General features: G+C 60.8%; 10 protein-coding genes and 1 pseudogene. 5 read left to right on the plus strand and 6 right to left on the minus strand.

The window, feature by feature from the left end; translation table 11 throughout:
* Positions 1 to 127 precede the first annotated feature (127 nt).
* Positions 128 to 562 (minus strand): thioredoxin TrxC, encoded by a 435-nt coding sequence (gene trxC / locus B1722_RS28345; RefSeq protein ID WP_041074120.1) that lies wholly within the window; start codon positions 560 to 562, stop codon positions 128 to 130.
* Positions 563 to 759: 197 nt separating this feature from the next.
* On the opposite strand from trxC, the gene B1722_RS28350 reads away from it, so the two are divergent.
* Positions 760 to 1050 carry a type II toxin-antitoxin system HigB family toxin gene (locus B1722_RS28350; RefSeq protein ID WP_086795018.1) on the plus strand — a complete coding sequence of 97 codons (291 nt, stop codon included), beginning with the start codon at positions 760 to 762 and terminating at the stop codon, positions 1048 to 1050.
* Entirely contained in the window at positions 1047 to 1448 is a 402-nt protein-coding gene (locus B1722_RS28355; RefSeq protein WP_041074124.1) for a type II toxin-antitoxin system HigA family antitoxin, read from the plus strand. The genes B1722_RS28350 and B1722_RS28355 overlap by 4 nt, the downstream gene beginning before the upstream one ends.
* A gap of 6 nt (positions 1449 to 1454) precedes the next feature.
* On the opposite strand, the gene selO is transcribed toward B1722_RS28355, so the two are convergent.
* From selO to B1722_RS30235, 5 genes and pseudogenes are all read right to left on the minus strand, one after another.
* Entirely contained in the window at positions 1455 to 2918 is a 1464-nt protein-coding gene (gene selO, locus B1722_RS28360; RefSeq protein WP_086795019.1) for a protein adenylyltransferase SelO, read from the minus strand.
* Positions 2919 to 2966: 48 nt separating this feature from the next.
* Complete coding sequence (gene mscK, locus B1722_RS28365) at positions 2967 to 6320, minus strand: mechanosensitive channel MscK (RefSeq protein WP_086795020.1); 3354 nt, start codon at positions 6318 to 6320, stop codon at positions 2967 to 2969.
* 34 nt (positions 6321 to 6354) lie between these two features.
* Positions 6355 to 8097, minus strand: coding sequence for a potassium/proton antiporter (locus B1722_RS28370; RefSeq protein WP_041074130.1), 1743 nt, complete (start codon positions 8095 to 8097; stop codon positions 6355 to 6357).
* Between the two features lie 322 nt (positions 8098 to 8419).
* On the minus strand, positions 8420 to 9292 hold the full coding sequence (locus tag B1722_RS30230) for a methyl-accepting chemotaxis protein (protein WP_371851408.1): 873 nt from the start codon (positions 9290 to 9292) through the stop codon (positions 8420 to 8422).
* 30 nt (positions 9293 to 9322) lie between these two features.
* Positions 9323 to 9979, minus strand: a pseudogene (locus B1722_RS30235) (MCP four helix bundle domain-containing protein); the annotation flags it as partial.
* A 345-nt stretch (positions 9980 to 10324) separates the two neighbouring features.
* Here B1722_RS30235 and B1722_RS28380 point away from each other — a divergent pair.
* The 3 genes from B1722_RS28380 (at position 10325) to B1722_RS28390 (ending at position 12891) form a co-directional block, all read left to right on the plus strand.
* Positions 10325 to 10555, plus strand: coding sequence for a hypothetical protein (locus B1722_RS28380; RefSeq protein WP_007967306.1), 231 nt, complete (start codon positions 10325 to 10327; stop codon positions 10553 to 10555).
* Positions 10552 to 10854 (plus strand): cell division protein ZapA, encoded by a 303-nt coding sequence (locus B1722_RS28385; RefSeq protein WP_007967308.1) that lies wholly within the window; start codon positions 10552 to 10554, stop codon positions 10852 to 10854. The genes B1722_RS28380 and B1722_RS28385 overlap by 4 nt, the downstream gene beginning before the upstream one ends.
* A gap of 99 nt (positions 10855 to 10953) precedes the next feature.
* Positions 10954 to 12891 (plus strand): methyl-accepting chemotaxis protein, encoded by a 1938-nt coding sequence (locus tag B1722_RS28390; protein ID WP_041065888.1) that lies wholly within the window; start codon positions 10954 to 10956, stop codon positions 12889 to 12891.
* Positions 12892 to 13020: the final 129 nt, after the last annotated feature.

Below are 13020 nucleotides of genomic sequence, written 5' to 3' on the forward strand. Positions count from 1 at the left end.
CCCACCCCTTCAAGTCTAAACATACAAGCGAGCCTGCTCGCGAAGCGGCCAGCACGTTCAACATCTCGGTTGACTGAACGGGCGCCTTCGCGAGCAGGCTCGCTCCCACATGGGGTCCTGTGGAGGGTCAGATGCCCTGGCTACGCAGCCACGCCAGCAACTGCGGCAATGGAAACGCCCCGCTCTGACGCGCCACTTCCCGGCCGTTCTTGAACAGAATCAAACTCGGAATCGAACGAATCCCCAACTGCGCCGACAACTGCTGATTGGCTTCGCTGTCGAGCTTGGCCAGCCGGCACTTGCCTGCCAACTGCGCCGCCGCCTGCTCGAATACCGGCGCAAACGACTTGCACGGCCCGCACCAGTCCGCCCACACATCCACCAACAACGGCAGATCACCCTTGATCTGGCTGGCGTAATCGCCTTGCTTGAGTTCGAACGGCTTGCTCCGCAGCACCTCGGACTTGCAGCGCCCGCATTTTGGCTGGTCGGCGAGGCGTTCGGCGGGGATGCGGTTGAGGCCGTTGCAGGCGGGGCAGGGGATCAGCAATGGGGTGGTCATGAACGAGGTCCAGTGAAGGGCGATAAACCCTAGTTGGAGACGTTTGCTCATATTTTCAATCATGCGGATTTCAATGTTGGATCTAGGCTGAGTCGTACCGAGGCAGACCGTTGGTCTGCCTGGATGTATCGCAAGTTGCGATAATTTCATTTTGTGATTAACTCCCCATAGCAGAATGCGATAAGGATGTTGCATGCATGTTCAGTGAAAAACCCATTCGAGAGGCCAAGGAGCAGTGGCCACAGGCAGCAAGCGCGCTAGCGCAATGGTTTCGTCTGGCAAGCAGGAGTAATCCAACGGACTTCGCGGCAATGAAGTCGATATTTCCTGCCACCGACAAGGTGGGTGATCTCCACGTTTTCGACATTGGTGGCAACAAATTGAGGCTAATCGCTTTTGTCAGTTATCGGTCACAAAGGCTCTACATCAAACATGTGCTCGACCACCGCGAATACGATCGGGGCAAATGGAAGGAGGGAAAGGTATGAGTAGTTTGATCAAGACAGTTGCCGAGCACTGGGAGTTTGTCTCTCCGTTGCTGCGCAAACCGAAAAATGAAGAGGATTACGACGCCTTGGTTCAGGCCGTCGGCGAGATCCTTGAGATAACCGGTGATGATGGCTCGCACCCACTCGCGAGTCTGGTGGACATCATCAGTGACTGGATTGGGGAGTGGGATCGCACACACCATCCGATGGCCGAGGCGAGCGGCGAAGAGGTCCTCGGCTACCTGATGCGCGAACATGGACTGACTCAGAGCGACCTGCCGGGTGTGGGTACTCAATCCGTTGTTTCGGAAATTCTGAACGGCAAGCGCAAGTTGAACTTGCGGCAAGTTCGCTGGCTGGCCGACTACTTCAAGGTGCCTGTAGACGTATTCATCTAGGCTGCCTCAAGACGAACAACTGATCTCCAGATGCTTGCCCCACTCCGGCGGCCGTTCGGCATAACCTTCCATTCCCGGCTGTTGGTCGAACGGTTTGCTCAACACCGCATGCAGCCGGCGCACCTCGGAGTAGTCGCCTTGTTCGGCGGCATCGATGGCCTTTTGCGCCAGGTAGTTGCGCAGGATGTACAGCGGATTGACCGCGTGCATCCGCGTACGGCGTTGTGCCTGATCGCTGTCACCATCGCGGGCAACCCGTGCCACGTAGCGCTCGCCCCAGGCATCGAAGCCTTTGATGTCGACGAAGTCATCGCGCAATTGGGCGACAGCCTGTTCTGCTGAATCTTCGCCGAGGCGGCGGAAAAACAAGGTGTAGTCGACGCCGCTGTTCTGCATCAGCTGCAGCAGGTCTTCAAGCAATTTCTGGTCGTCATCTTCGGCGCTGGTGAAGCCGAGGCGACGGCGCATCAGGTCGAGGTAGTGCGCCTGGAACAGCGGCAGGTACAGGCCGAGGGTTTCGCGCAGGGCTTCGACGCTGATGAACGGCGTCAGCGCCTGGGCCAAGGCGCTGAGGTTCCACTGGCCGATCGGCACTTGATTGCTGAACGAGTAGCGACCCTGATCATCGGAATGGTTGCAGATGAAGTGGGCATCGAAATCGTCGAGGAAGGCGAACGGGCCGAAGTCGAAGGTGATGCCGAGGATCGACATGTTGTCGGTGTTCATCACCCCGTGACAGAAGCCGTAGGCCTGCCACTTGGCGATCAGTTCGGCATTGCGCTCGACGATCTCGCGGAACATTGCCAGATACGGTTCCGGTTGCTCCAGGCATTCGGGATAGTGCATCGCCAATACATGCTCGCCGAGCTGCTTCTGCTGCTCGGGACGCTTGGTGTAATAGAAATATTCGAAGTGGCCGAAGCGGATATGGCTTGGCGCCAGACGCAACACCATCGCCGCGCGTTCCTGCTTTTCGCGCCACACCGGGGTGTCGGAGCCAATCACGCTGGCTGCACGTGAAGACGGAATGTTCAGCGCGTGCAGCGCTTCGGAAGCGAGAAATTCACGGATCGATGAGCGCAATACCGCGCGGCCATCGCCCATGCGCGAAAACGGCGTCTGCCCGGCGCCCTTCAGATGCAGATCCCAATGTTCGCCGGCCTGGTTATACACCTCGCCGAGCAACAACCCGCGACCATCGCCCAGTTGTGGCGTGTAGCCGCCAAACTGGTGCCCGGAATAGACCATCGCCCGCGGCTCGGCATCGGCCCACAACTTGTGGCCGCCGAACAGCTCGGCAAATTCCTGAGTGTCAGCCGTCGTCGGGTCGAGATCGAGCAAGGCCAGGGCCGCCGGGCTGGCGACGACCAGGCGCGGGTTGTCGATCGGCTCGGGCAGCACATGGGCGGAGAACGCGTCGCCGAGGCGGGCGAAGCGATTGTCGAAGGTCAGTTCGTCGAGGGCTTTCAAGGGCCGGCTCCAGCAGAATGTCCGAGCATTCTGCTGGGATCAGACCGGTTAGTCGAGTTTGGCCGGCGGCGGCTCTTGCAGCGGCTTTTGCTCCGCGCCCATCGGGACGATGGTTTTGTTCTCGTCTTCGATGGGAACCAGCTTGTATTCCTGACCATGAAGGTTTTTCAGGTACACCTCCATCTGGCGGAACGAGATGTTGATGTGCTGCTTCTTGAATTCGCGGTTGATGAAGCGGTTCACTTCATCGATCACCGGGTTGCGGTCACCGAGGTCACGCACGTGCATGCGCAGTTCGTGATCGAGGGTGCTTTCGCCGAAGTTGAGGAAGTACACATGCGGCTCGGGTTCCTTGAGGACGCGCGGGTTTTCCCGGGCGGCCTTGAGCAGCAGTTCCTTGACCAGATCCAGGTCGGAGCCGTAATCCACACCGAGTTTCAGCGTGACGCGGGTAATGGTGTCGGTCAGCGACCAGTTGATCAGTTGCCCGGTAATGAACGTCTTGTTCGGGACAATGATGTCCTTGCGGTCGAAATCGGTGATGGTGGTGGCGCGGATGCGGATCTTGCTGACCGTGCCCGACAGGTTGCCGATGGTGATGGTGTCACCGATCCGCACCGGGCGTTCGAACAGGATCATGATGCCGGAGATGAAGTTGGCGAAGATCTCCTGCATACCGAAACCGAGACCGACCGACAGCGCCGCCACCAGCCACTGCAACTTGTCCCAGCTGACGCCTAGGGTCGACAGCGTGGAAACGAAACCGACGCCGGCGATCACGTAGGACAGCAGCGTCGTGGTCGCATAGGCGCTGCCCTGCGCCAGATTGAGTTTCGACAGCACGAACACTTCCAGCAGACCCGGCAGGTTGCGCGCCAGGGCGAAGGTGATGCCGATGATGATCAGCGCGCCGAGCATGTCGCCGATGCTGATTGGCACCATGCTCATGTTGGCGCCGGTGCCGCTGGTGTATTCATAGAGGGTGATGTTGTCGAGGTACGAGAACACCGAGATCAGGTCAGCCCAGACCCAGTACAGCGCGGCGATGAAGCCACCGAGCAGCGCCAGACGGATCAGGCGCAGGGACTGTTCGTTGACCTTCTCGATGTCCAGGGTCGGCTCTTCGATCACCGCTTCGCCGTCGCCGGCCTCCTTGGCCGCCTGACGTTTGGCCAGGGCGCGCTGATAGGCCAGGCGGCGTGCAGCGACCGCCAGACCGCGCACGAACGTGGCTTCGATCACCAGCCAGAACATCAGCAGGTACAGGGTGTTGATCAATCGGTCGCTGAGTTTCAGCGCGGTGTAGTAGTAGCCGAAGCACACCGCGACGAACAGGGCGATTGGCAACAGAGTGAACATCACGCCTACGGCCTTGCGGAACAGCGAGGTGTTTTCGTGGGCCGGGCTGCTGATCAACAGGCGGCTGAGCAGCCACGCCATCAGCGCGTAGCAGGTCAGCACCACCGGCATGCCGATGACGTCGTCGGCCAGCGCTGCCGGTTGCAATTCGGCCACCGCCACCACGGTCACCAGCGCCATCACCACCAGCCCGAGGCGACGGATCCAGCCCTGAAGGAATTCGACCTGCGGTTTGTCCCAGCGGAAATGCAACTCGGCCACACCGCCTGGCGAGAGAATCCGGTAAGCGGTGTAGAACACCAGCCACGCCTGACCCATTTGCAGCAGCGCCGCGCCCATGTTGGCGTTCTGCCCGCGGGCGTCGATCTGCAGGGCCAGCCCGCACAGCGCCAGGCCAAGGGCCACCGGCATCGCCAGCAGAATGTTGATCAGGATCGCCTGCGGGGTATGCCACTGGCTGTCACGCTTGAAGTGACCGATGTCCTGGTGAACCTTGTTCAGCCGTGCATACAGCGCCTTGCGCCGCCACAGCAGAGCGCCGATCAGCAGGGCCAGCGGCAGAAACAGCAGCGGACGCTGGGTCAGACCGTCGGTCAGCTCGCTCAGGCTCGAGGCCAGCGGCAGGGTGTCGATCTGCCGCTTGAGCCGCTCCGGCACACCGCGTAGCCATTCCGTGTCCAGTGGCTTGTTGCTGGGGATCCAGAACATCTGCTCGTCGAGGGTCGCACGCAGGCTCTGCGCGGTGCTCAGCAGTTGTTTCTGGTTGAGCTGCAGGGTGATCGATTCGTTGAGCACCGCGCTCAGCTCGCGGTTCAGACGTTCCAGCAGATCTGCGCGGGTGTTGGCCAGTTCCATCAGGCTCTTGCGCAGTTGCGGGGTGACTTGTTCCGGTGGCTGGGTGGAAAGCAGGTTGTCGACGTAGGTCGCCGGGTTGCTCAGCAGTTCGCGTTGCTGACTGACTTCGAACTGATACAGGCGAATGTCGGCGATCTGATCCGCCAGATCGCGGTCGACCTTGAGTCGCGGCAGCGCCTGTTTCTGCTTATAGAGAATCTTCGACAGCAGCAGACTGCCCTTGAGCACGTTGATCTGCTCGTCGAGGGCGGAGTCGCTCTGGGTCAGGCTGTCGAGTTGCTGTTTGGTCTGCAGGTTCTGTTGGGTGACTTCGTTGAGGCGGTCGGTGCTTTTGAGCAGGTAATCGGAAAGTTTGAGGTTGGCGGCGCTTTCAGTGGCGAGCAGGCTGCTGCCGCCGGCCTTCTGTGCCTCGATCGATTGCTGGGTGACGGTTTCCTGCGACTGTGCCAGACGCTTCTGGTTGATCAGCGTCTGCAGTTCCTGGATCTCGCGATCGAGTCGGTCGGACTTCTCCGTGAGCAGGTCGTGCTGACTGTTGCCCAGATCCTGCAACTGGCTGTTGCCGGCCAGTTCCTGGCGGCGCAGCGGGATCAGTGCGTTCAACGCGGCGAGCTCGGCGTTCAATTGATCGCGTTGTTCGGCACTGACGGTCTTGCCGCTGTCCTTGCCGGACTTGAGGATGTTGTTGATCTGCTGGATGCGCGTCTGGCTGGCAGAGATTTCTGCCTGCGCACGCTCTGGGCGGGTCTGGGCGGTGATGATCAGGCTGTTGGCATCGGCCAGGGCTTTTTGCAGGTCACTTTGCTGGGTCGAGCGATCGGTGAGGATCTGCTCCAGCTGCTGGATCGACTCTTTGCTGAAACGCTGCGCCACCGGCACCACTGCCGTGGCCTTGAGGCGCGTGAGTTCACGGGTGTTCTCGATGGTCTGCCGCGGGGCGGAAGCCAGTTGCTGCTTGAGGTCGATCAGCTTCTGCTCGTAATCACGCCGGCTGTTGAGCTGGTTGAGCGTGGTTTGCAGGACCGTTTGCAGGGTCTTTTTGTCGGCATCCGGCAGTTTGCTGTCGGCCAGTTTGTCCAGGCTGGCCTGCACGGCTTCGCTGGACGGCGGTTCAGCGGCATACAGCGGGCCGACGGAAAGACTCAGGCCCAGCAGGGCCGCGAAAAAGAAAGAGCGCAGGGTAGGCATAGAGACCGGTCAAGCAAGTGAGAGTGGACGCAGTTTAGAGGAAGAGACCGGGACCCGGGCGACTTCCTTCGGGGAATCTGACGCCCACTTTGCCGATCTTGTTCCCGTCCATGACCGCGACCGTCCAGTGGGTGTTGTTCCACTCCACCTGGTCGCCAACGATCGGCGCACCGCCAACCTTCTGGGCAATGAACGCGCCCAGGGTCATGTCCGGATCAATGCCCTCGGCCGGCAACCCGTAAAGCGCCGCAACCGCTTTAAGCTGGGCGTCTCCTTCGAGGACGAAGTCACCGAAGAAACGCAGATCCAGACCGCGTTGCGGTGCCTGGCTGAACAGTTTGCCGAGGGCTGGAAGGTTGTGTTCATGACCGATAACACACAGCAAATCATCGACTTCCAGCACCGTACTACCCGACGGATGGAGCAGTTGCTGGCCACGAAACAGCGCGGCGATACGTGTCCCTTCGGGCATTTTCAGCTCGCGCAGCGGTGAACCAATGCACCATTTCTCGGCGCCGAGCTTGTAAACGAACAGTTCCCACTCGCTGGTGATGTGCACTTCCAGCGCCGATCGCGAGATCGGCGCCGGCTCCGGCGGCACTGTCACCTTGAGCAGTCTGGCGACCCACGGCAAGCTTGTGCCCTGCACCAGCAGCGACACCAGCACGATGAAGAACGCGAGGTTGAAGTACAGCTGCGCATTCGGCAGCCCGGCCATCAACGGGAACACTGCGAGAATGATCGGTACCGCGCCGCGCAGACCGACCCAGGAAATAAACGCTTTCTCGCGACCATGGAACGCCTTGAACGGCAGCAGGCCGACGATCACCGACAGCGGGCGGGCGAACAGAATCATCCACAGCGCCAGACCGAGGGCGGGCAGGGCGATCGGCAGCAAATCATGCGGAGTGACCAGCAGCCCCAGCACCAGGAACATGCCGATCTGCGCCAGCCAGGCCATGCCGTCGAGCATGTGCAGAATGCCGTGACGGCTGCGCACCGGGCGGTTGCCGATCACCAGACCGCACAGGTACACCGCGAGGAAGCCGCTGCCGTGCAGGGCGTTGGTCAGGGCGAACACCACCAGACCGCCGGCGATCACCAGAATCGGGTACAGGCCGGTGGCGAGGTTGATCCGGTTGACCAGTTGCAGCATCAGCCAGCCACCGCCCAGGCCGATCACGCCGCCGATGCCGAATTCGCGGATCAGGTGGGTCAACAGGCTCCAGTGCAGGCCGGTCTGGCCGCTGGCGAGCATGTCGATCAGGGTCACCGTGAGGAACACCGCCATCGGGTCGTTGCTGCCGGATTCGATTTCCAGGCTGGCGGTCACCCGTTCGTTGAGGCCCTTGCCGCCGAGCAGCGAGAACACCGCAGCGGCGTCAGTCGAACCGACGATGGCACCGATCAGCAGGCCCTGAATCAGGTTCAGGTCGAACAGCCACGCGGCGGCCATGCCGGTCAGTCCGGTGGTGATCAACACCCCGACCGTCGCCAGTGACAGCGCCGGCCACAGGGCCACGCGGAAACTCGAAACCCGGGTGCGCAAGCCACCGTCGAGGAGGATCACCGCCAGTGCGAGGTTGCCGACCAGATAAGCCGTCGGGTAGTTATCGAAAATGATCCCGCCGCCATCGACCCCGGCGGTCATGCCGACTGCGAGGATGATCACCAGAATGGGAATGCCGAGACGGGAGGACAGTGAGCTGACAAGAATGCTCGCACCTACCAGCAACGCGCCGATCAAGAACAGGCTGTTGATGGTCGTCGCATTCAAAGGCAGTACTCCAGAAGCGTAAAGACGGGCACAAACTGACCATGCAGTCTGCGTGCCAGCGATTCTAACCTGTTGAAATGTGATGCTGTCAAAAAGCTTTTTACGCTATGGGATTTAAGGTATGGGTTCGGCTGGGGATCGCTACCCTCACCCTAGCCCTCTCCCGGAGGGAGAGGGGACCGACCGCGGGGTTTGTTCAAGTTACACCGACCTGCTATATCGAGCCGAACTCAAAATCTGCAAAGCCCCCAATGTGCTCCCTTTCCCCCTCTCCCTCTGGGAGAGGGCTGGGGTGAGGGGCTTTTGACCTTGATCTGAAAATTTACAGGCTGAACCGCCCGACCATATTGTTCAGATCCAGCGCCAACCGTGACAGCTCGTTACTCGCCGCACTGGTCTGATTCGCGCCGGTGGCCGATTGCACCGAGAGGTCGCGGATGTTCACCAGGTTGCGATCCACTTCGCGGGCCACTTGTGCCTGCTCTTCAGCGGCGCTGGCGATCACCAGATTGCGCTCGTTGATCTCGACGATCGCGCTGTTGATGGTGTCCAGCGACATCCCGGCGCCCCGCGCAATGTTCAGCGTCGATTCGGCACGCTCGGTGCTGTTGCGCATCGAATCCACGGCGTGTTCGGTGCCGCTCTGGATGCTGCCGATCATGCGTTCAATTTCGCTGGTCGACTGTTGGGTGCGATGCGCCAGGGCACGCACCTCATCGGCGACTACGGCGAAACCACGCCCGGCTTCACCGGCACGTGCCGCTTCAATCGCCGCGTTCAGGGCCAGCAGGTTGGTCTGATCCGCCAGACCACGAATCACGTCCAGCACCTTGCCGATGTCACGGGACTCATTCGCCAGATCGCCGATCAGGGTCGCGGTGCTCTGCACGTCGGCGCTCATGCGCTCGATAGCGCTGACGGTTTCCTGCACCAGGTCGCGGCCGTCGCCCGCCGAAGTGGTGGCGTTCTTCGAGGCTTCCGAAGTGCTCACTGCGTTGCGCGCCACTTCTTCCACGGCGCTGGTCATCTCGTTGACGGCGGTGGCAGCCTGTTCGATTTCGTTGTTCTGCTGGGTCAGGCCACGGGCGCTTTCGTCGGTGACGCTGTTCAGTTCTTCCGCTGCAGATGCAAGCTGGGTGGCCGAGCCGGAGATGCGCTGCAAGGTGTCGCGCAACTTCGATTGCATCTTGGCCATGGCCGCCAGCAGACGTCCGGCTTCGTCGGTGCCGTCGACGTGGATCGGCTGGGTCAGATTGCCCTCGGCAATGGTTTCTGCCGCGTCCAGTGCTTTGGAAATCGGCTTGGTGATGCTGATGGTCAGCAGCCAGGCGAACAGCAAGGTCAGGCCGGTCGCCACCACCAGCAGGGTGACCACCAGATTGAACGCCGAGGAATACTGGTCGACCGCCTCTTGATTGGTCTGGCTGATCTGCTCGCCGTTGATCTGCATCAGGCGGTTGAGCACGGTGTTCATCGCTTCGGAGTTGTTCAGCAACTCGGTGTTGAGCAGGTTGCGCAGCTCGTCCACCTGATTGTTGCGCGACAGGCTCTTCATCCGGTCTTCGATCTGGCGGTACTGGCCCAGCAACTGCACATATTGATCGTAGGCCGCGCGTTCCTGCGGGCCGCTGATCAACGGCTCATAGGCCGATTGGGCGGCGCGGATCTGCTGGTTGCGGGTGTCCAGCAGTTCCATGGTCTTCTGCTGCACGTCCGGCTCGCGATTGACCAGCAAGCGATACGACAGCACCCGCAGGCGCAAGGTCAGTTGGGTGAACTCGTCGAGGTTCTTGATGCTCGGCACGCTGCTGTTGGTGATGTCCTCGGCAGCGCCGCGGATTTTGCTCATCTGGTTCAGGGCGAACACGCCGAGAATCAGCATCAGGCCGCCGATCAGGGCGAAGCCGGTGAACGCCCGGGGGGGCGATATTCATATTGCGAAGGGACATGGCGCGGATACCAGAAAGGGCCGCATCCATGCGGGCTGAGACTGCTGTATGGATGACTTATCGGTCATACGACTAAAGTCTTGAGGCACTGTGCGTATTTGTCGCATAGGGGGCTGAGCGACGAAGTGCAGGAACCAGATCGGCAGATCACAGTCTTTTAAACTCGCGAGAACAGTCGGCCGCCAGGAAAATCAAGGCCTTGCGCCGGTATAGCCCTGGCATCCGCAGTGACTTTTCTTTATCGTACGCGCCCTTTGAAAAACGCCTGGAAGATCAAAATGTTGGAAGCATCCCTCAGCCAATTGGAACAGCTCGTCAGCGACCTGGTGCAACAGAACCAGACCCTCGCGCAAACCAACCAGACCCTGTCCACGGAACTGGCCCAGGCCAAGGATGAAAACGAAAGCCTGCAACTGAGCCTGATGGAACAGGAAGAGAAGCACGGCGCCACCGCAGCGCGCATCCAGGCCCTGGTTGATCGCGTCAACGCAGGTCCTGTCAGCGCATGAACCACGGCACCGCAGGGGTAAAAGTCATCTCCATTCTCGGGGAGGACTATTCGATCAAGGCACCGGCCGGGGAAGAACAGACCCTGCTGGACGCCGCACTGATGCTCAAGGCCGCTCTGGCCGACACCAAACGCAAATACCCGACGCTGATCGGTGACCGCTTGCTGGTGCTGGCAGCGATGAACCTGTGCTCGCAGCAGATCGAAATGAAGAAGCAGCACCAGCAGGAACTCGACCGTTACCAAGAGCAAGTCAGCGCCACGGTCGACACCATCGCCAAGACCATCAATCAGGGCTGATGGGGTTGCGCACAACCAAAGAATAGATTGTCGATCAGGTTGTATACAATCGGCACGGCTGTTGCATTGTTTCGGCCACTTATTCTTTGGGGGTGCTCCATGCAGTTGTGGCGACGCAGTATTCAATGGCAGCTGATTCTCAGCATGGGCACCGCCCTGCTGGTCAGCATCCTGATCGTGATTGGCATTTATACCCTGGTGGTCAACCGCCTCGCCCAGAGCTATCTGGTCGAACAAGCGCTGCCGTCGAGCATCGAAGCGACGCGCAACGACATCGAACGCATCCTCGTCCAGCCGCTGACAGCCGCCAAAGACATCGCCAGCAACAGCATGGTGCGCGACTGGCTGGCCTCGGGTGAAGACAGCAGCAAAACAGCGGCTTTCGCGCAGTATCTGGAAGGCATCCGCGCCGAACATAAAGCCTTCACTGCGTTGATCATCGGCAGCGACTCCAATCACTACATCACCGAAAAAGGCTTGGATCGCACGCTCAGCCGGACCAAACCAGCCGATGCCTGGTTCTATTCCTTTCTCGACAGCAATCAGCCGCGCACCCTGAACATTGACAACGATGGCGCCACTGGAGAATTGGCGCTGTTCATCGACTTGAAGGTCGAGCAGGCCGGCAAAGTGGTCGGCGTCGCCGGGCTGGGCTTGAGCATGAAAGAGCTGTCGGAGCTGATCCACAACTTCAGCTTTGGCGAACGCGGCAAGGTCTATCTCGTGCGTTCCGACGGTTTGATCCAGGTCCATCCCGAGGCGCAGTTCAGCGGCAAGCGCACCCTCACGGAGCAAATCGGTGCGTCGGCGGCGCAAGCGGTCATGGGTCAAAAAGTCGCCACCAACAGCTCGTTCCAGCGCGATGGCGAAGACTTCCTCGCCTTCAGCCTGCCGCTGCGCGATCTGGGCTGGACGCTGGTGGCCGAAGTGCCGCAAGCGCAGATCTACGCCGAAGCCCGCAAGGCGATGTGGATGAGCGGCGGTATCGGCTTGGCGGTGGCGCTGGTGTGCTTGGCGCTGGTGGTGTGGCTGGCCCAGGGGCTGGTGCGACCGATTCGTCAGGTAACAGCCGCGCTGGTAGCGATCGGTAGCGGCGGTGGAGATTTGACCCATCGGTTAGATTCCAGTCGCGCCGATGAGCTGGGCGATCTGGCGCGAGGCTTCAACCGTTTCCTCGACAGCCAGCGCGGGCTGATCGGCGAAGTGCTGACCACCAGCGAGCGCCTGCGCACAGCCGTCGGCCAAGTGGCGAAAGTGGTGGAAAACACCGCTGAACGCTCCGGGCGTCAGCAGGAAATGACCGACATGGTCGCCACCGCGGTGCACGAGATGGGCCTGACCGTGCAGGAAATCGCGCAGAACGCCGGCAACGCCGCACTCGCCTCGCAAACCGCCCGGGATGAAGCGTTGCAGGCGCGGGAAGTGGTTGGCGGCTCGATTCGTCATATCGAAAGCATGTCCGATGAGATTGGCGTGGCGGCGGGCGCGGTGGGTGAGCTGGCGCATCAGGTGGCGTCGATCGATTCGGTGCTGGCAGTGATTCGCGGGGTGTCCGAGCAGACCAATCTGCTGGCGCTCAACGCTGCCATCGAAGCCGCGCGGGCCGGCGACATGGGCCGTGGGTTTGCCGTGGTGGCCGATGAAGTACGCACCTTGGCGAGACGGACTCAGGCGTCTACCGACGAGATCCAGCAGATGATCGGCAGCCTCAAGCAAGGCGCGGAGAATGCGGTGTCATCGATGCGTACCGGGCAGGCGGCGACCGGCACCGGGGTTGAGTCGAGCCAGCGTACCGGCGCCTCCCTGACCGCGATTACCGGGCAGGTCGAGCGCATCAGCGACATGAACCATCAAGTGGCAACCGCGACAGAAGAACAGTCGGCGGTGACTGAAGAGATCAACCGCAACGTGCAGGGAATTTCCGATCTGGCCCGGGCCACGGCCGGAGAGGTGCGGGCGTGTCGTGAGGATTGTCAGATGTTGCAGCGGTTGGCGGATGATCTGGCGCGGCAGATGGGAGGGTTCAAGTTGAGCTGATGTGTCCTCCGTTCGGGCCTCTTCGCGGGCAAGCCCGCTCCCACAGGTCTTGTGACAGGTCACTTAATATGTGAACGCCACAGGACCCTGTGGGAGCAACTGTCTTACTGCCACCGTTCGTCATCGCCA

The sequence above is a fragment of the Pseudomonas sp. SCPG-7 genome (genome assembly GCF_002156405.1).
GTDB classification, from domain to species: Bacteria; Pseudomonadota; Gammaproteobacteria; order Pseudomonadales; family Pseudomonadaceae; genus Aquipseudomonas; species Aquipseudomonas parakoreensis.

Coding starts and splice junctions, on each gene's coding strand:
- trxC (WP_041074120.1), bottom strand. CDS start 562: ATGACCACCCCATTGCTGATCCCCTGCCCCGCCTGCAACGGCCTCAAC.
- B1722_RS28350 (WP_086795018.1), top strand. CDS start 760: ATGTTCAGTGAAAAACCCATTCGAGAGGCCAAGGAGCAGTGGCCACAG.
- B1722_RS28355 (WP_041074124.1), top strand. CDS start 1,047: ATGAGTAGTTTGATCAAGACAGTTGCCGAGCACTGGGAGTTTGTCTCT.
- mscK (WP_086795020.1), bottom strand. CDS start 6,320: ATGCCTACCCTGCGCTCTTTCTTTTTCGCGGCCCTGCTGGGCCTGAGT.
- B1722_RS30230 (WP_371851408.1), bottom strand. CDS start 9,292: ATGGCCAAGATGCAATCGAAGTTGCGCGACACCTTGCAGCGCATCTCC.
- B1722_RS28380 (WP_007967306.1), top strand. CDS start 10,325: ATGTTGGAAGCATCCCTCAGCCAATTGGAACAGCTCGTCAGCGACCTG.
- B1722_RS28385 (WP_007967308.1), top strand. CDS start 10,552: ATGAACCACGGCACCGCAGGGGTAAAAGTCATCTCCATTCTCGGGGAG.
- B1722_RS28390 (WP_041065888.1), top strand. CDS start 10,954: ATGCAGTTGTGGCGACGCAGTATTCAATGGCAGCTGATTCTCAGCATG.